15 protein-coding genes and 1 pseudogene are annotated in these 18512 nt (G+C 60.9%); 7 read left to right on the top strand and 9 right to left on the bottom strand.

All coding sequences use genetic code 11. From position 1 onward, the window contains the following. Positions 1-47 precede the first annotated feature (47 nt). Entirely contained in the window at positions 48-599 is a 552-nt protein-coding gene (locus tag I9018_RS23170) for a glutathione peroxidase (protein ID WP_241107599.1), read from the top strand. A 74-nt stretch (positions 600-673) separates the two neighbouring features. Here I9018_RS23170 and I9018_RS23165 read toward each other — a convergent pair whose 3' ends face one another. The 3 genes from I9018_RS23165 to I9018_RS23155 all read right to left on the bottom strand — a co-directional run bounded on the left by I9018_RS23165 (position 674) and on the right by I9018_RS23155 (position 3071). Continuing rightward, complete coding sequence (locus I9018_RS23165) at positions 674-1948, bottom strand: outer membrane protein transport protein (protein WP_241107598.1); 1275 nt, start codon at positions 1946-1948, stop codon at positions 674-676. A 144-nt stretch (positions 1949-2092) separates the two neighbouring features. Continuing rightward, on the bottom strand, positions 2093-2575 hold the full coding sequence (locus tag I9018_RS23160; protein ID WP_241107597.1) for a hypothetical protein: 483 nt from the start codon (positions 2573-2575) through the stop codon (positions 2093-2095). Positions 2576-2846: 271 nt separating this feature from the next. Next, complete coding sequence (locus tag I9018_RS23155) at positions 2847-3071, bottom strand: hypothetical protein (protein ID WP_068587457.1); 225 nt, start codon at positions 3069-3071, stop codon at positions 2847-2849. 865 nt (positions 3072-3936) lie between these two features. Here I9018_RS23155 and I9018_RS23150 point away from each other — a divergent pair. Next, complete coding sequence (locus tag I9018_RS23150; RefSeq protein ID WP_083236069.1) at positions 3937-4260, top strand: hypothetical protein; 324 nt, start codon at positions 3937-3939, stop codon at positions 4258-4260. 205 nt (positions 4261-4465) lie between these two features. After that, entirely contained in the window at positions 4466-5803 is a 1338-nt protein-coding gene (gene rmuC, locus I9018_RS23145) for a DNA recombination protein RmuC (protein ID WP_241110191.1), read from the top strand. A gap of 8 nt (positions 5804-5811) precedes the next feature. On the opposite strand, the gene I9018_RS23140 is transcribed toward rmuC, so the two are convergent. Both I9018_RS23140 and I9018_RS23135 read right to left on the bottom strand, forming a co-directional pair. Continuing rightward, positions 5812-9285 carry a PAS domain-containing hybrid sensor histidine kinase/response regulator gene (locus I9018_RS23140; protein WP_241107596.1) on the bottom strand — a complete coding sequence of 1158 codons (3474 nt, stop codon included), beginning with the start codon at positions 9283-9285 and terminating at the stop codon, positions 5812-5814. A 117-nt stretch (positions 9286-9402) separates the two neighbouring features. Beyond that, positions 9403-9974 (bottom strand): annotated as a pseudogene (locus I9018_RS23135) (TetR/AcrR family transcriptional regulator). 93 nt (positions 9975-10067) lie between these two features. Between I9018_RS23135 and I9018_RS23130 the strand changes: the two are divergent. Beyond that, on the top strand, positions 10068-11270 hold the full coding sequence (locus I9018_RS23130; protein WP_124348291.1) for an MFS transporter: 1203 nt from the start codon (positions 10068-10070) through the stop codon (positions 11268-11270). A gap of 10 nt (positions 11271-11280) precedes the next feature. On the opposite strand, the gene I9018_RS23125 is transcribed toward I9018_RS23130, so the two are convergent. Further along, positions 11281-12240 (bottom strand): helix-turn-helix domain-containing protein, encoded by a 960-nt coding sequence (locus I9018_RS23125; RefSeq protein WP_068587445.1) that lies wholly within the window; start codon positions 12238-12240, stop codon positions 11281-11283. A gap of 187 nt (positions 12241-12427) precedes the next feature. Here I9018_RS23125 and I9018_RS23120 point away from each other — a divergent pair, with 187 nt between their 5' ends. The 3 genes from I9018_RS23120 (at position 12428) to I9018_RS23110 (ending at position 15957) form a co-directional block, all read left to right on the top strand. Continuing rightward, entirely contained in the window at positions 12428-12739 is a 312-nt protein-coding gene (locus tag I9018_RS23120; protein ID WP_241107595.1) for a cupin, read from the top strand. A gap of 109 nt (positions 12740-12848) precedes the next feature. Next, a complete protein-coding gene (locus tag I9018_RS23115) occupies positions 12849-14000 on the top strand; it encodes a TDT family transporter (protein WP_241107594.1) in 1152 nt (383 codons plus the stop codon). 82 nt (positions 14001-14082) lie between these two features. Further along, positions 14083-15957: an MFS transporter gene (locus I9018_RS23110; RefSeq protein ID WP_241107593.1), complete on the top strand. Its 1875-nt coding sequence runs from the start codon at positions 14083-14085 to the stop codon at positions 15955-15957. Between the two features lie 64 nt (positions 15958-16021). On the opposite strand, the gene sugE is transcribed toward I9018_RS23110, so the two are convergent. The 3 genes from sugE to rdgC all read right to left on the bottom strand — a co-directional run bounded on the left by sugE (position 16022) and on the right by rdgC (position 18413). Next, entirely contained in the window at positions 16022-16339 is a 318-nt protein-coding gene (sugE, locus tag I9018_RS23105; protein ID WP_068587437.1) for a quaternary ammonium compound efflux SMR transporter SugE, read from the bottom strand. Between the two features lie 129 nt (positions 16340-16468). Beyond that, entirely contained in the window at positions 16469-17419 is a 951-nt protein-coding gene (locus I9018_RS23100) for a bile acid:sodium symporter family protein (protein ID WP_068587435.1), read from the bottom strand. A gap of 73 nt (positions 17420-17492) precedes the next feature. Beyond that, on the bottom strand, positions 17493-18413 hold the full coding sequence (gene rdgC, locus I9018_RS23095; RefSeq protein ID WP_068587433.1) for a recombination-associated protein RdgC: 921 nt from the start codon (positions 18411-18413) through the stop codon (positions 17493-17495). Between the last annotated feature and the right edge of the window lie 99 nt (positions 18414-18512).

Below are 18512 nucleotides of genomic sequence, written 5' to 3'. Positions count from 1 at the left end.
AGGGGCGAGTAACTTCAGTGTCTTGCGCTTACTCAAGGACACCGGATATGGCCATGCGCTGGTTTGCTGTTCCAGCTTTGCTCGTGACTCTCGTCGGTTCGACCTGGGCCGCTGATTGCCCTGCACTGCTGCAGGGGTCGTTGCCCAAGCTGCATGCCAAGGAGTCCATCGATCTGTGCCAGCGCTTTGCCGGCAAGCCGCTGGTGGTGGTCAACACGGCAAGCTTTTGCGGCTTCGCCCCGCAGTTCAAGGGCCTTGAGGCCTTGTACCAGCGATACAAGGACCAAGGGCTGGAAGTGCTGGGGGTACCGTCCAATGACTTCAAGCAGGAAGCCAAGGATGGGGCGCAGACCGCCAAGGTTTGCTATGTCAACTATGGTGTGACGTTCACCATGACCGAGCCGCAGAAGGTCAGGGGCGCAGATGCGGTGCACCTGTTCAAGGCGCTGGCCGAGCAGAGTGGTACGCCGAAGTGGAACTTCTACAAGTATGTGGTGGATCGCCAGGGCAAGGTGATTGCCAATTTCTCCAGCCTGACCAAGCCGGATAACCCGGAATTCATCGAGGCCGTGGAGAAGGCGCTGGCGTCGGGGTCCTGACGGTCCTGCCTGACCATGAAAAAACCCCGCATTTGCGGGGTTTTTTTGTCAAACCAGGAAGCGCCTACAACGGTTTAGAACTTGTAGGTGGCACCCAGGCCATAGCCCCAGGCGCTGTTCTGGTAGGTCGCGCTATAAGCAGGGCCTTTGCCAGTACGGTTGACCTTGACGTCTTCTTCTTTCAGGTAAGACACCGCCACGTCGAAGGTCAGGTCGTCGGTTGGGCTGTACCCGGCACCGAAGCTGATGGCCTTGCGATCGCCTGTCGGGATACGTACGGAGCGATCGGTGTTGTTGGTTGGTGCCTGGTCGACCGACAGGCCGCTGCGCAGTACCCACTCTTTGTTCAGCTTGTAGGAGACACCGATGGCCGAGGCCCAGGTGTCATGCCAGTTCTGTTGCTCGACACTGGTGCCGATAGGGCCGGCGGTACCGCCCAGTCGCGCTGGAACGCCTTCGTTATTGACGGTGATGTCTTTCAGGCGGCTCCAGCGGGTCCAGGTGCTACCTGCGTAGACGGTCCATTGGTCGTCCAGCTTCTGGGTGATCGAGAAGTCGACGATTTCTGGAGTAGTGATATCCAGGGAGGCCTTGTAGCGGTTGCCGTTGTATGCACCGAAGCCTATGCCGGAGATATTGGTATGGCCGTCGAGCTCGTACTTGACCTTGGAGTGGTAGGTCAGGCCGAGGCGAGTGCTTTCGGTCGGCTGGACAATGATACCGACGTTGTAACCAATGGCGGTGTCATCACCCTTGACGTTCACCCTTCCGTCGTTTTTTCCGAGGGTCGGGGCAAATGGTACTGCCGAAGTCAGCTGGCCACTGATACGGTTGATCGTTGGGCCGAAACCGATGGATACCATGTCGTTGAAGGCGTAGCTGATGGTCGGTTGCAGGGTCACGACCTTGACTTCGCTCTTCTTGCCGTAATAGCGACCGGCAAAGTCGCTTTCATAGTTAGTGATCAGACCGAAAGGTGCATAGGCACCCAGACCAAAGGCCCAGCCATCACCCAGTTGCTTGACGATGAAGCCCATTGGGACGCTGGTAAATGGCACCATGTCGCCATCGTTGGAGCCGCCAGGAGCGCCACCTTTCTCGTTCTTGATATTGGTTTTGGCATCGATTGCCGCTACGCCCACGGTTACTTGGTCGCGCTTGAGCAGGGACATGCCGGCAGGGTTGCCATAGAGGGTGCTTGCATCTTCGGCAGCGGAAGAGCGGCCAGCGAAGCCGGTACCCATGCCGCTGATGCTTTGTTCGTTAAGGGCGAAGCCGCTTGCGAAGATCTGGCTGGATGCCACCGCAACGGCGAGGCCAATGGTGGATTTGAGCATTACTTTTTTCATTATTAGAACTCCTGATGATCACCGAGGCGAAAACTACCAATATTTCTGTCTCGGCGCTATAGGCTGAAATAGTTGATTTAGAGCGTTTTTGTAGGACAATCCGACCAAAATCAGGCTTTTTCTCTGATCTTGTAAAAGTGGTTGTCAGCAGGCGACCTGATTCAGTGGCGAAATGCAGGTTTGCCAGGCGTAGGCGAAATCTCTGAGGCGTCCTTGTGGTTGAAAAGTCTTTCTCCAGATACGGGCCATACCGAGCAGGTCGTCGGCAGCGGGAAGCGGGGTGTGCTGTTCTTCCACCAGCAGCCAGGCAATGGCCGTGGCATAGCGCAGGTTCACGGTCAGTTCCATGTGAGGGCCACTGAGAAATGCATGCTGGCTGGCCAGCCCGCGAACCAGGCTGGCGCGTTCCGGGTCCAGTGCCAGGTAGTGGTCCCAGAGGGCACGATGGCGGGGTTCGGTGATGCGATACAGGCCATGGCCGCGACGATCGTGCAGGGCCGAGCCCAGCGCGGACTGGCTGGCGGCGATGCCCAATAACAGGGCTTCAGCAGTCTTGCTATGGCTACCCAGGTACATCAGCGTCGGGCGGATGACATAGCGGCACAACTCGCTGGCGGCGATACCCATAAGGCCCTCGAGAATTGAATTGGCCGGCGAAACCTGAAGGTGCTTGGCAGCGAATGAAGGGGATCAGGTTTGCCGGAAGCGGATCGGGCCGCTTGAGTTGAAGTGTAGTGTCATATCTGTGCTGTAAAGGACTGTTTTTAAAATATTTCCGTTCTCTTGTTATATGCCTTATGCCGATTAGTACTTTGATCGCTGCAGCCGACCGATAAATCACAGGCAATAAAAAACCCCGCAGCAGGGCGGGGCTTTTGGGTTTCGGCGTACTGCCGGATCAGGCGACCAGGGCCTGGCGGGTGCGTTCGATCACTGCTTGCAGTGGCTCGGCGCTGGAGTACTGGTCGGGGTACAGGCGTTCGCTGTGGCGAGCGATGCCGTGTTCGTTGACCAGGGTAAAACTAAAGCCGCCTTTGCGGGTTGCCATGATCAGGCAGTTCAATGGTGCAAAAGCGTGGGTTAGGGTGCGAATGGCATCCTGAGTCTGGATTTGAATAGACATATTATTAGGTGTTCCTACAAATGACACGGTTATAGAACCGTGCAACGTTAAAACGTTCCAGTAACGCCGACCGCCAAGGGTCGAGCGAAGAACCTGTCTGGAACAAAGCAGCCAGTTTGCAGCGCTTTGATTACAGTTGCGCTAAGGCTGGCAGGTAGGTACTTAGGAGGTCAGGCAGCACAACAAGGGCTAAGGTTCTGGGCCCAGGGTGGAGATCCTGATCAATTTGCAGGTTGGTTCGGTCAGAGCAGGTGTTTCGCGCTTGGCCTTGGGTTTTATTCCTGAGCCTGGTTAGGTGCGAATCTGCCTGGAAACCAGCGAGATGGTCGGTCCTTGAGGTTCGGTTGCTGCTCGTTTTGGAGGGCTACCGGGGGACTTGTTCGACCAGAATTGACTTTCAGCTTGGTACTAACGGCGGCCATTCTATTGAGTTGAGGGAAACAATGCAAGCGCATTAGGAAAATTCCCCCAAGGTCTAGCGCGAAAGTGTAACCCTACTGGCTCTGGCGTGTACGAAAACGGTGCGTTACCGACGCTAATTGCGGTGCGGTTGTGCACACTTGTTGCGCAGCGTGTCACCCTGTTGTCACCTTCTTCGAAGCATGGCCTATAGCCTGTCTCGAGAATTTAAGTCAATGATAAACATCGCTTTTTTTTACTGGTGAAAAAATCGTCAGTTTGACTGGAAGGCCCGTCTCATGGGGCTTCGCGAGGGTTGTGGAGGGGTTGTCCACTGAGTTATCCACAGCTTCTGTGGATTGTCCCAAGCACTTGCTCTAGGACGGGCGTGCTGGCTCTTTTTGACTTTACCCTGGCGAAAAAAGGAGTAGAGTGGCGCGCCTTTCGATCTGCCCCACAGTGCTTTATGAAGTTTCGCTCAGTATCACCTTCTGTTACCGCTACCCCTGCAAGTGTTACCGAACCCAAGCGTTTCTCCCTGCGTGTCGCCCTGTGGTTGTTGGATAGTCCTCGCCTTGGGCATAGCTCGAGCGTCAAGCACTTCGCCGGACGTTTGCTCAAGCAGCCGGCCCGGGAAGGGGTGGTGGTGGCCCAGAGCCGTTTGGGTCGGTTGATGTGTAGCGAATGTGGCAATGCGCGGGATCGGCGTATCGGCCACGACCTGTTGCGCCAGGCGGCTCGCGCTGGTGACCGTCGTGCTCAACAAGAGCTGGTTCGGATCGAAGACTGATCTGTCCAACCCCTGACTGCTTGGTTAACCTTCATTCCTTATCTTGATGGCAGGAGTCGCTATGGCTATGGACTTGACCAGCATGCTGCTAGGCCTGGCGGGCGCCGCGTTGCCGCTGCTGGCATTGGCCTGGCAACTGCAGCGTCGCGCCAGTTCCAGCCAGGCTGAGCTGGCGCTCCTGGAGGAGCGGCTGGCGACGGCCCAGATGGCCCAGGAAGGGCTGCTGGCGCAACTGGACGCCAGTCGTGATGAGGTCAGCGACCTGAGCCAGGCCAATGGCCTCAAGCAGGCAGAGATGGCCGCCCTGGGACGGGAAGTCGAGTTGTTGCAGATCGAGCGTGACAACGCCCGGGACGCAGCCCATGCCTGGAGCCTGGAGCGTGCGGCCAAGGAGAGTGAGTTGCGGCGCCTGGATGCCCAGGCCGCGTCATTGAGCGCCGAGTTGCGTGAGCAGCAGGAAAGCCACCAGCAGCGGCTCATGGACCTGCAAGGCTCCCGGGATGAACTACGGGCACAATTCGCCGAATTGGCGGGCAAGATCTTCGATGAGCGCGAGCAGCGTTTTGCCGAGACCAGCCAACAGCGACTTGGGCAATTGCTGGATCCGCTCAAGGAGCGTATCCAGTCCTTTGAAAAACGCGTGGAGGAGAGTTACCAGGCCGAGGCCCGGGAGCGCTTTTCCCTGGCCAAGGAGCTGGAGCGCCTGCAGCAGTTGAACCTGCGCTTGAGCGATGAGGCCACCAACCTGACTCGTGCCCTCAAGGGGCAGAAAACCCAGGGTAACTGGGGCGAGCTGATTCTCGAGCGGGTGCTGGAGCACGCAGGCCTGGAGAAGGGCCGTGAATACCAGACCCAGGTCAGCCTGAAAGGCCCGGATGGCGAGCGTTTCCAACCCGATGTACTGATCCTGTTGCCGGGCGACAAGCAGGTGGTAGTGGACTCCAAGGTCAGCCTCACCGCCTACCAGCAGTTTGTCGGTAGCGATGATCCGCAGGTTGCCCAGGCTGCCTTGAAGCAGCATGTGCTGTCCCTGCGCAATCATGTCAAAGGCTTGGCCGGCAAGGATTACAAGCGTCTAGAGGGTTTGCACAGCCTTGATTTCGTCCTGCTGTTCGTACCGATCGAAGCGGCATTCTCCGCGGCCTTGCAAGCCGAGCCGAACCTGTTCCAGGAAGCCTTCGACCGACATATCGTGATCGTCAGTCCGACGACCTTGCTCGCTACCCTGCGGGTGATCGACAGCCTGTGGAAGCAGGAGCGCCAGAGCCAGAATGCCCGGGAGATCGCCGAGCGAGCAGGTTGGCTGTATGACAAGTTCGTACTGTTTATCCAGGACCTGGATGAAGTCGGCAATCGCCTGCAGCAGTTGGACAAGGCTTATGCCGCCGCGCGTAACAAACTGACCGAGGGGCGCGGCAACCTGATCAGTCGTAGCGAGCAGCTCAAGCTGCTAGGCGCCCGTGCCAGCAAGAGCCTGCCGGCGGACTTGCTGGAGCGGGCGATGACCGATGTCGATGGGCAGGAGCTGGAGCGGCCGGAGTAGCTCGCTCCTCACCCCAGGGGTAGATGCCGGCTGAGCAAGGCGCGCAATGCGGCTGGTTTCACCGGTTTGGCCAGGTAGTCCAAGCCGGCGGCGTGTACTTGGGCGACCATCTCCGGGCGCCCGTCGGCGCTGATCACCACCCCGGGCACCGGCTCACCCAACTGGGTACGCAGCCACGCCATGACATCGGTGCCGGTCTCGCCGTTGTCCAGGTGGTAATCCACCAGGGCCAGTTGCGGCCTGATGCCTTCCTTGAGTAGCGCGGCGCATTCGTCGCGATTGCGTGCCGTCCAGACCTGGCATCCCCAGCGGCTGAGCAGGCTGTTCATGCCGATCAGGATGCTGTCTTCATTATCCACGCAGAGTACTTGTCCTCCATTGAGCGACTGTCCGTTGAACTCCGTGGCCTTTCCGGGGGCGATCGCGTTGCTGCGGGCCAGGGGCACGCTGACGCTGAATACGCTGCCCTTGCCAGGCCATGAGCGGACTTGCAGGGGGTGGCCAAGTACCCGGCACAAGCCATCGGCGATGGCCAGGCCCAGGCCCAGGCCTTTTTCGGCGCGGGTCTGGTGGCTGTCCAGGCGCTTGAATTCCTCGAAGATCACCTGCTGCTTGTCCAGGGGAATTCCCGGACCCCGATCCCATACCTCAAGGCTCAGCGAGTCGCCCCGACGACGGGCCCCCAGGAGCACGGGGCCCTTGGCGTAGCGGAAGGCATTGGTCAGGAAGTTCTGCAGGACCCGGCGCAGCAGCTTGCTGTCGCTGTCGATACGCAGGTGGCTGCCGCGCAGGCGGAATTGCAGCCCTTGTTCCTGGGCCAGTGCCTTGAATTCTGCGCCCAGGGTGTCGAACAGCTCATTGAGGACAAAAGGCTTGCGATCCGGGGTGATCTTGCCGTTTTCCAGGCGCGAGATATCCAGCAGGTCGCTGATCAGGTCCTCGGCCGAGCGCAGCGAGCTGTCCAGGTGCTGGACCAATTGCTGGGCCTCGGCGGACAAGCCGTCTTCCTGATGTGAAAGCGCTGCGGAAAACAGCCGCGCGGCGTTCAATGGTTGCATCAGGTCATGGCTGACGGCAGCCAGGAATCGTGTCTTGGACTGGTTGGCCATCTCTGCGGTGCCCTTGGCCTCGATCAGCGCGGCATTGAGTTGCGACAGCTCATGGGTGCGCTCCGCCACCCTTTGCTCCAGGCCTTCGTTGGCTTCGGTCAGGGCCTGCTCGGCTTCGCGAAACGGGGTGATGTCGGTGAAGCTCATGACGAAGCCGCCACCGGGCATTGGGTTGCCGATCAGTTCGATCACCCGGCCGTTGGGGAACAGTCGCTCCGACGTGTGGGCCCGTCCCTGGCGCATCCAGTGCAGGCGTCGGGCCACATGGACCTCCGCTTCGCCGGGCCCGCACAGGCCTCGCTCGGCATTGTGGCGAATGATGTCGGCGATCGGCCGGCCGACGCTGATCAGGCCTTCGGGATAATTGAACAGTTCGAGGTAGCGACGATTCCAGGCCACCAGCTTCAGGGACTGGTCCACCACGCTGATGCCCTGGGTGATGTTCTCGATCGCCCCTTGCAGCAGGGCGCGGTTGAACTGCAGGACCTCGGAGGCTTCGTCGGCGATACGCACCACGTCCTCGAGCTGCATGTCCCGCCCTTCGATGGCGGCCTTGACCACTGCCCGGGTCGAAGAAGCGCCCAATACACCAGCCAGCAGGCGCTCGGTATGGGCGATCCACTCACCGTCGGCATTCTGGTTGGGGTTGAAGCCCTTGCCTTGGCGGTAGGCGAAGCGAATGAAGCTCTGTCGGGCGCGCTCCTCACCGACAAAACGCGCGGCCAGTTTCAGCAGGTCATCGATCTGGACGGCCAGCATCGAGCGAGAGCTCAGGCGGCTGCTGATTTCCTGGCCGATGAAGCGCCCAGCCTGCCAATGCTCCGAAACCCGGGTGCGCGACAGTACCGAAACCCAGGCGAACAGGGTGAAGTTGCCTGCCAGGGACAGCACCACGCCCTGGGTCAGCGGCGTGATCGGCAGGTTCAGGGGGTTGCCGTGCAGCCAGGCCAGCCCCGGGAAGCTGCTCAGGGACCAGCCCAGGCTATGGGCGGCGATGGGCAGTACCAGGGTATAGAACCAGATGAAGGTACCCGCGGCGAGGCCAGCGAACACACCGCGACGGTTGGCCTGTTTCCAGTACAGCGCGCCGACCATGGCCGGCGCCAGCTGGGTCACCGCGGCGAAGGCGATCTGGCCGATGGTGGCCAGGCTGGCAGTGGAGCCGAGCAAGCGATAGCTGACATAAGCCAGCAGCAGAATGGCGACGATGCTCACCCGGCGCACCGAGAGCATCCAGTGGCGGAACACCTCGAAAGGGCGTTCGGCGTTCTTGTGCCGCAGCAGCCAGGGCAGCAGCATGTCATTGGAGACCATGGTCGAGAGCGCCACGCTGGCGACGATCACCATGCCGGTGGCGGCTGATGCACCACCGATGAAGGCCAGCAGGGCCAGGGCTGGATGGGCCTGGGCCAGGGGCAGGCTGATGACGAAGGAGTCCGGCAGCACGCTGCTGGGCAGGAGCATCTGCCCGGCCAGGGCGATGGGCACCACGAACAGCGCAGCCAGGGCCAGATAGGCCGGGAACACCCACTTGGCCAGGCGCAGGTCCTGGGGTTCGATGTTTTCCACCACGGTGACGTGGAACTGGCGGGGCAGGCAGATGATCGCCATCATCGCCACCCCGGTCTGCACCACCATCGATGGCCAGTTGATGGTTTCTTCCCAGTACTGCTCCAGGCGCGGCGCCAGCATGGCCTGGTTGAACAGGTCGTCGAAGCCGTCGTACAGGCCGAAGGTCACGAAGACCCCAACGGCGAGGAAGGCGAACAGCTTGACCAGGGACTCGAAGGCAATCGCCAGCACCATGCCCCGGTGGTGTTCGGTGGCGTCCAGGTTGCGGGTGCCGAAGACGATAGTGAACAGGGCCAGGATCAGCGACACGATCAGCGCCGTGTCCTGGGCCCGCGTGCCCATGGTGTCGGCTCCCGCGCCGATCAGCAGGTTGACCCCGAGCACGATGCCCTTGAGCTGCAGGGCGATGTAGGGCAGTACGCCCACCAGGCAGATCAGCGCCACAACTACCGCCAGGGACTGGGATTTGCCATAGCGTGCGGCGATGAAGTCGGCGATCGAGGTGATGTTCTCCTGCTTGCTGATCATCACCATCTTCTGCAGCACCCAGGGTGCGAAGACCAGCAGCAGGATCGGCCCCAGGTAGATCGGCAGGAAGGCCCAGAGTTGCTCGGTGGCCTGGCCCACGGCGCCAAAGAAGGTCCAGCTGGTGCAATAGACCGCCAGTGAAAGGCTATATACCCAGGCCCGTACGCGTGGTGGAAGGGGCGCACTGCGCCGATCGCCATAGAAGGCGATGGCGAACATGATGGCCATATAGGCCAGGGCAACGGCGGCAATCAGCCCGCTGGACAACGACATGGGAACTCCGGAACGAAAACACCGGGCACATCATCCCGGCCAGACAGTCTGGCACGATGTCGGGTCCTCGTCAGTGTCGACCATGGTATCGGCGCGGCCTGATGTCGCAGGGGCGCTTCAGTTTGTCCGGGAGTGGGGCTCGGGCGCCGGTAGCAGGGCGATGTCGACCAGTTCGTGGAGTTCCTCGACCTTGAGGGGGGCGGCGGCGAACAGGATGCGAAACACCGTGGGCGCCACGACCAGGTTCAGCAGTCGGTCCACGTCCGGCAAGGGGTGGTGCTGCTCCGATAACGGTCGAGGATGATCCGCAACTGGCCACTGAGGATGGTCGCGCAATAACCTGGGGTGGCGCTGCATTGGACGTCACGCATCATGTTGCGCCCGGGCTCGGAGCTCATCTCGTCCAGGTATTGTTCGGCCCAGGCCAGCAGGTCGCCGCGCAGGTTGCCGGTGTTGGCCGGTTCGCTGTCCGGGCGCATGTGAGCCAGGGCGACGTCGGCGAGCAAGGTCGCCAGGTCGCCCCAGCGCCGGTAGATGGTCGAGGGGGTGACGCCGGCGCGAGTGGCGATCAGCGGGACGGTCAGGGTTGAGCGTTCCTGTTCTTCAAGAAGCTCGCGCACTGCTCGATGGATGGATTCCTGGACCCGGGCGCTGCGACCGCCTGGGCGTAAACCTTCTTTAATAGCCATGGGGTCGAACCTTAACACAAAGAATTTGCTTTAAGCGCCTGGCAGTAGCACACTCCGCAAAAGCAAAATATTAGCTTTAGTGGAGCGTGCCCTATGCCTGGTGCTATCGACACTCGCGTGTCCAACCGTTGCAGCCTGCTGTTCCTGGCTGTGACTTTGCTCGGTTTCCTGGCCGCCTCCAGCGTGCCGACCCCCTTGTACCACCTGTACCAGCAAAATCTGCATTTTTCTGCGGCGATGCTGACGCTGGTGTTCGGCGTCTACGCCATGTGCCTGCTGGCAGCGTTGCTGACGGTCGGTTCGTTGTCGGATTACCTGGGACGTCGCCCGGTGATTTTTACCGGCCTGTTGCTCAATATCCTGGCCATGCTGCTGTTTATCAATGAAAGCAGCGTGCACTGGCTGATCGCTGCCCGCATGGTCCAAGGCTTCGCGACCGGCATGGCCACCAGTGCCCTGGGGGCCGCGCTGCTGGATACCGATCGAGAGCAGGGGCCGCTGGTCAACAGCATCGCACCGCTACTGGGCATGGCCTGCGGGGCCATGGGGGCCAGTTTGCTGGTGGAGTTCGCGCCATTGCCGCTGCAATTGAGTTATTGGCTGCTGCTCGGTTTGTTCGTGCTCCAGGCCTTGTATATCTGGCGCCTGCCGGAAAGTGTCAGTGCGCAACCGGGGGCCTGGGCCTCGTTGCGTCCGACCCTGCATGTGCCTGTGCAGGCACGGCGTGCGCTATGGCTGGCACTGCCGGTGGATGTGGCGGTCTGGGCAGTGGGTGGTTTCTATCTATCCCTGGCGCCGTCCCTGGTACGGGCTGCCACTGGCTTCACCTCGAACCTGATCGGCGGCGGCTTGGTCGCTGTGCTGACGCTCAGCGGAGCAGTGATGATCTATTCCCTGCGCGAGCGGCGGCCCGACGGGGTCCTGCGCCTGGGGGCCGGATTGTTGGCCCTGGGCGTGGCGCTGATCCTGGCTGCGGTGCACAGTGCCAGCCTGCTGCTGTTCTTCTTCGGCACCCTGGTGCTGGGCAGCGGTTTCGGTGGCGGTTTCCTGGGGGCGTTGCGCAGTGTGGTGCCCCTGGCCTTGCCCCACGAGCGGGCCGGGCTGTTGTCGGCGTTCTATGTCCTGAGCTACCTGGCGTTCTGCCTGCCGGCATTGCTGGCTGGAGGATTGGCTCGCAACTTCGGCCTGGTGGCTACCACCGATGGTTATGGTGCAGTGCTGATTCTCCTGTCCCTGGGCGCCCTGCTGGCCCTGATGCGCCAGCGTCCGGTGGTGGCTGGTGAACCGGGGCTTTGAACCGGGCACTTCACGGACGGCGGAATTGCGCCCGGTAGGCCGAAGGAGAAAGCAGCAAGACACCGGTGAAGTGCTGGCGCATCGACAGGGCGCTGGCAAAACCCGAAGCCAGGGCGATGGCCTCGATACTCTGCTGGCTGGTTTCCAGCAGGCGCTGGGCATGATTCAGGCGTTGCCTGATCAACCACTGGCCGACAGTGGTGCCCGTCAGTTGGCGAAAGTGCCGGGTAAACGAACGGCGGCTCATGGCAGCCCGTTCTGCCAGGGCATCCAGCGAGTGATCTTCGGTAAAGTGCCGTTCCAGCCATTGCAGTAGCAGTCCCATGCGGTCCCGCTCGCCGCCCTTGGGCATGGCGCGTTCGATGAACTGGGCCTGGCCACCGGAGCGATGCGGGGCAATCACCAAGTGCCTGGCCAGCTTGTGGGTGTTTTGTGCGCCGCACAGTTGCTCCAGCAGATGGAGGCAGCAGTCCAGGCCGGCGACGGTACCAGCGGACGTCAGCAGGTTGCCGGCTTCGGCATACAGCACATCGGCATCCAGGGCGACCTGGGGGAATCTTTCAGCAAAGGTCTGCGCCCAGCGCCAGTGAGTGGTTGCCGGGTGACCGTCCAGCAGTCCGGTCTCCGCCAGGACGAAGGCCCCCAGGCACAACCCCACCAGGCGGGCTCCTCGTCGATGGGCCTGGAGCAGGGCGTCGAGCAACACCTGTGGTGGTCGCTCAAGGCTATCGCGCCAGGAGGGCATGACAATCACGTCGGCCGTGTGCAGTTCGTCCAAATCATGATGGGCGGTGATATCGAAACCGGCCGAAGTGCGCAGCGGCGGGTTTTCAAACGCACAGACGCGCACCTGGAAACCTGGCAGCCCGAGTCCCCGGTCCTGTTCATCGAACACCAGCAGCGGTACCGAGAGGTGAAATGGGCTGATGCCATCGAAGGCGATCACCGCGATGCGGATTGGATTGTTCATGTCGTAGGCGTTTGGAAAAGTTGGCCTGATTCTATCGAAGCGTGGCCATCGGGCCACTTCTTTATCAGGGCTCGGCCGCTCAGGATGGGGCTTCGTTTCCCGTACTCAAGGAGCCCGCCGTGGCCTGGACCGTTGCCTTTTTGCATTGCCCCGGACAGTGTTCCGACGCCTGCACGCGGGGGCGCTCATGAAGGTCATTCGCAGTGCCGACTTTGTCGGCGAGCGCGCCTGGGCGGCCCTGGATATTGCCAGCATGAATGGCATTGGCACGCGCTTGCACTGGACCGACCAGCCTTATCGATGGCACATCAACGAGGGGGAAGAGGTGTTCGTCGTGTTGAGCGGTCGGGTGCGCATGCACTATCGCCACGCGGGGCTCGAACAGGCAGTGTTGCTTGAGGTGGGCGATATCTTCCATGCCTCTATGGGGACCGAGCATGTGGCCCATCCCCTGGGTGTCGCCCGGGTGCTGGTCATCGAGTGTGAGGGCAGTATTTGAGCGTATATCTATAAAATAGATAACAGATAGAGAAATTACCCGTTATATAGATATTCGATTAGGTTCTACCATGGGCTCCAACCTCTTCAGAGGACAGGAGACCCCTAACATGCCATGCACCCAAAGCGTCAAAGCCGGCCGCCGGCCCCTGAGTCATCTACCCCATCCGCGCGAAGCTATTCGCCAGTTCACGCCCAATTGGTTCGCCGCCACCATGGGGACTGGCGTCCTGGCCCTGGCGTTGGCCCAATGGCCTGCCGAAGTTCCTGGGCTGCGCTTGGTGGCCGAAGGGTTCTGGTGGCTGACCATCGTTCTGTTCCTGCTGTTTACCGCGCTGTACACCGCGCGCTGGGTGATGTTCTTCGATGAGGCGCGACGGATCTTCGGGCATTCCACCGTCTCGATGTTCTTCGGCACCATCCCCATGGGGCTGACCACTATCATCAACGGCCTGTTGCTGTTTGGCTTGCCTCATTGGGGTGAGGCGGTGCTGATGCCGGCGCAGGTGCTGTGGTGGCTGGATGTGGCCATGTCCCTGGCCTGCGGTGTGTTGATTCCCTACATGATGTTTACCCGCCAGGAACACAGCATCGACCAGATGACCGCTGTCTGGCTGTTGCCAGTGGTCGCTGCCGAAGTGGCCGCGGCCAGCGGCGGCCTGCTGGCCCCTCACTTGCAAGATGCCCATGCCCAGTTGGTGATGCTCAGTACCAGCTACGTGTTGTGGGCGTTTTCGCTGCCTGTGGCGTTCAGCATCCTGACGATTCTCCTGCTGCGCATGGCCTTGCACAAATTGCCCCATGAAAGCATGGCGGCTTCGAGCTGGCTGGCCCTGGGGCCGATCGGTACCGGTGCATTGGGCATGCTGGTACTGGGTGGCGATGCACCGGCGATCTTCGCCGCCAATAACCTTGCGGGCATTGGCGAAATCGCCGCTGGCCTGGGGTTGGTGGCCGGCCTGACCCTCTGGGGCTTCGGTCTGTGGTGGATGTTGATGGCCTTGCTGATCACCCGGCGCTATCTGCGTGAGGGCATCCCCTTCAACCTTGGCTGGTGGGGGTTCACATTCCCCTTGGGGGTGTATTCGCTGGCGACCCTCAAGTTGGGTAGCACCCTGCACCTGGGGGTCTTCAGTGTGATGGGCGGCGTGTTGGTGGCGGCCCTGGCCGTGATGTGGTTGATCGTGGCCAAGCGCACGGTGCAGGGCGCCTATAAAGGAGAGCTGTTTGTTTCGCCGTGCATTGCCGGCTTGCACAAATAATCGGTAAAGACAGGTAAGGTGTGGCCTGGATCGATGTTCGGCATTCCAATAACAGTATCCTCGCCACTCAGGAACACGGAAGATGAGTCACCCCTCGCAGTTCACCTTGCTTCGCAAGCGGCGGTTCCTGCCGTTTTTCATCACGCAGTCCCTTGGCGCCTTCAACGACAACATCTTCAAGCAGTCGCTGATCCTGGCCATTCTCTACAAGCTGAGCATCGAGGGGGACCGATCGATCTGGGTCAACCTCTGTGCCTTGCTGTTTATCCTGCCGTTCTTTCTGTTCTCGGCCCTGGCCGGGCAGTTCGGCGAGAAGTTCGCCAAGGATGCGCTGATCCGCCTGATCAAGCTGGGGGAAATCGTGATCATGGCGGTGGGGGCGGTGGGTTTTGTCTTCGATCACTTGTCGCTGATGCTACTGGCGCTGTTTGCCATGGGCACTCATTCGGCGCTGTTCGGCCCGGTAAAATACTCGATCCTGCCCCAGGCGTTGCATGAGGAAGAGCTGGTAGGCGGGAACGGCCTGGTGGAAATGGGCACCTTCCTGGCGATCCTTGCGGGCACCATCGGCGCGGGGATCATGATGTCCTCCACGCATTACGCCCCGATTGTCTCGGGCGCCATCATCGGGGTCGCGGTGCTGGGTTATCTGGCCAGCCGGGCAATTCCCCGGGCAGCTGCGGCCGCTCCGCAAATGCGCCTGAACTGGAACATTTTCAGCCAGTCATGGGCCACCCTGCGCCTGGGATTGGGGCAGACTCCGGCCGTTTCGCGCTCGATTGTCGGCAACTCCTGGTTCTGGTTCGTCGGGGCGATCTACCTGACGCAGATCCCGGCTTATGCCAAGGAGTGGATGCACGGCGACGAAACGGTTGTGACACTGATTCTTACCGTGTTCTCGGTGGGCATCGCCGTGGGTTCGATGCTGTGCGAGAAGCTTTCGGGACGCAAGGTGGAGATCGGGCTGGTGCCCTTCGGTTCGTTGGGTCTCACGATATTCGGCTTGCTTCTGTGGTGGCACTCCGGCGGTATTCCTGAGAGTGCTACCGGTCACGGCTGGGTCGAAGTGCTGGGCTTCTCCCATGCCTGGTGGGTGTTGCTGGATGTGTTGGGCCTGGGGATTTTCGGTGGTTTCTACATCGTGCCGCTGTATGCCCTGATCCAGTCGCGGACCCCGGAGCACGAGCGGGCCCGGGTCATCGCAGCCAACAACATTCTCAATGCGCTGTTCATGGTGGTCTCGGCGATTGTCTCCATCGTGCTGCTGAGCATGGCCAAGCTGAGCATTCCGCACCTGTTCCTGGTGGTGTCGCTGCTCAATATCGCGGTCAACGTCTACATCTTCAAAGTGGTTCCCGAGTTCAGCATGCGTTTCATGATCTGGCTGCTCAGCCATTCCATGTACCGTGTGGAGCATCGCAACTTGGAGCAGATTCCCGATGAAGGGGCGGCATTGCTGGTCTGCAACCATGTGTCCTTCGTCGATGCCTTGTTGATTGGCGGCGCGGTACGTCGGCCGATTCGCTTCGTGATGTACTACAAGATCTACAACTTGCCGGTATTGAACTTCATTTTCCGTACCGCCGGGACTATTCCCATTGCAGGTCGCCATGAAGATATGGAGATCTATGAAAAGGCGTTCAAGAAGATTGCCGAGTACCTACGCGATGGCGAGCTGGTGTGCATCTTCCCTGAGGGCAAGCTGACCGCCGATGGCGAGATCAACGAGTTCAAGGGCGGCCTGACACGGATTCTCGAGGAAACCCCGGTACCGGTGATTCCGCTGGCCTTGCAAGGCTTGTGGGGCAGTTTTTTCAGCCGTGATCCGAACAAGGGTTTCTTCCATCGGTTCTGGTCGCGGGTCACCCTGGTGGCGGGGCCTTCGGTGGCTGTGGAAGCTGCCGAGCCTGCACAATTGCAGGTCATGGTAGGGGCATTGCGCGGTACGCGCCGCTAGCCAGGGGACGGATACAAGAACGCCCGCAATGATGCGGGCGTTTTCATTCCTGCTTGCCGGGCTGTCAGGCGGCGCTGACTTTCAAGCCCACCAGGCCTGCGATGATCAGCGCCACGCTGGCCAGGCGGACCAGGGCCATGGACTCGCCAAACAGGATGATGCCGGCGATCACCGTGCCGACGGCACCGACTCCGGTCCAGATGGCATAGGCGGTGCCCAGTGGCAGCTCCTTCATGGCCAGGCCCAGCAAGCCCAGGCTGATAGCCATGGCGATGATGGTCAGGGCGGTGGGGAGTGGGCGGCTGAAGCCATCGGTGTACTTCAAGCCCACTGCCCAGCCTACTTCGAACAGGCCGGCGAAAAACAGGATGATCCAGGACATATTGACCTCATGGATGGATGGGGTCGTCCCCAGGAATTCATGACTCGACACGAGCCGCGAGGTCGTCCTCGCGTTGGGCAGTATACGGCCCGTGCCGAGTGGGGCGATCGGTTTTTTCAGGAGGCAGCCTTACTTCTCGGGCTTCTCAGGGGCAGGCTCGGCCATCCGGCGAAAACAGGTCGCGAGCAATGCCCCGGAAATGTTGTGCCAGACGCTGAACAGGGCGCTGGGAACCGCCGCCAGGGGGGAGAAGTGGGCACTGGCCAGGGCTGCGCCCAGCCCCGAGTTCTGCATGCCAACCTCCAGGGCCAGGGACTTGCGCTGGGCCAGTGGCAGTTTGAACACGCGACCGGTGACATAGCCCAGCAGGAAGCCGAAGCTGTTGTGCAGCATTACCACGGCCATGATCAGCAGGCCGGATTCGGCAATCTTCGCCTGGCTGGCAGCCACCACCGCGGCGACGATGATGACGATGCTCAGCACCGACACCAGCGGCAGTACGTCAACGGCATGTCTAACCCGTTGGCCCAGCAGGCGTTGGGCTAGCACGCCAAGCACGATCGGCAGCAGCACCACTTGCAGGATCGACCAGAACAGTTCCATGAAGGACACCGGCAGCCAGGCCGAAGCCAGCAGCCAGATCAAGGCTGGCGTCAGCAATGGTGCGAGCAGGGTGGTCACGGCAGCGATGGCGACCGACAACGCCAGATCACCGCGGGCTAGCCAGGTCATGACGTTGGAGGCGGTGCCACTTGGGCAACAGCCGACCAGGATCACGCCTACGGCAATCTCGGGCGGCAGGTGAAATCCCTGGCAGAGTGCCCAGGCCACGCCAGGCATGATCACGAAGTGCGCCACCACACCCAGGGCCACGCGCCAGGGGTGGCGGGCGACTTCGGCGAAGTCTTCCAGCTTCAGGGTCAGGCCCATGCCGAACATCACCAGTCCCAGCAGGGGCACGATGGCGCCCTTGAGGCCGATGAACCAGGTTGGCTGGAAGAACGCCAGCACCGCGAAGATCAGTACCCAATAGGCGAAGGTGTTGCCGACGAAGCGACTCAGTGCAGCCAGTGCGCGCATGGCCTGTTCCTTATTATGTGAAAACGCCACCGGGTGGGTGGCGTCTGGTGCAGTGGGCTATCCGCTCGGGGCGTCAGATGCCCTGCGGGATCTCTTCGCCGCCCAGGGCTTCGAACAGTGCGGGCAGGAAGTCGCCAAAGGTCAGCATCATCAGGGTGAAGCTGGCATCGAGCTGGCCCAGGGCCTCGTCGCCACCGTCTTCCTCGGCCTGGGTCTGCAGCAGGTCCTCGAACTTCAGGCGCTTGACCACCATCTTGTCGTCCAGCACGAAGGACAGCTTGTCCTGCCAGGCCAGGGACAATTGGGTGACCACCTTGCCAGTGCTCAGGTGCAGCTGGATTTCCTCGCTGGTCAGGTCCTGGCGCTTGCAGCGCACGATGCCGCCATCTTCATGGGTGTCGCGCAGTTCACATTCATCGAGAACGAAGAAGTCGTCGGCGGCCTGCTGGGTCTTGACCCAATCGGTCATGATCGCGGTCGGGGCGGTCTTCACGCTCAGCGGACGCACTGGCAGGGTGCCCAGCACTTCGCGCAGGGTGGAGAGCAGGTCTTCGGCGCGCTTGGGGCTGGCCGAGTTCACCAGGATCAGGCCCTGTTTCGGCGCGATGGCGGCGAAGGTCGAGGAGCGACGGATAAAGGCACGAGGCAGGAAGGCCTGGATGATTTCATCCTTGATCTGGTCGCGTTCCTTCTTATAGACCTTGCGCATCTGCTCGGCCTCGATCTCTTCGACCTTTTCCTTGACCGCATCACGCACGACGCTGCCTGGCAGGATGCGTTCCTCCTTGCGCGCGGCTACCAGCATGAAGTCCTGGCTGACGTGTACCAGCGGGGCATCTTCTCCTTTGCCAAAAGGCGCGACGAAACCATAAGTGGTCAACTCCTGGCTTGCACAGGGGCGCGCCAGTTTGGTCGCCAGTGCAGTTTCCAGCGCCTCAGCATCAAAAGGCAGATCTTGGGTCAGGCGATAGATCAGCAGGTTTTTGAACCACATGGGGTGAATCTCTCCTTTATACAAAGGAGGGCATTATTCTCTTCGCTGCTGCTCAGGCCAACCCTTCGCTAAGCCTTTGGAAGGGCTGAAAAAATTATT

The organism is Pseudomonas sp. MPFS (assembly GCF_022537035.1).
Classification (GTDB): domain Bacteria; phylum Pseudomonadota; class Gammaproteobacteria; order Pseudomonadales; family Pseudomonadaceae; genus Aquipseudomonas; species Aquipseudomonas sessilinigenes.
This window is presented reverse-complemented; position numbering and strand designations above follow the sequence as displayed.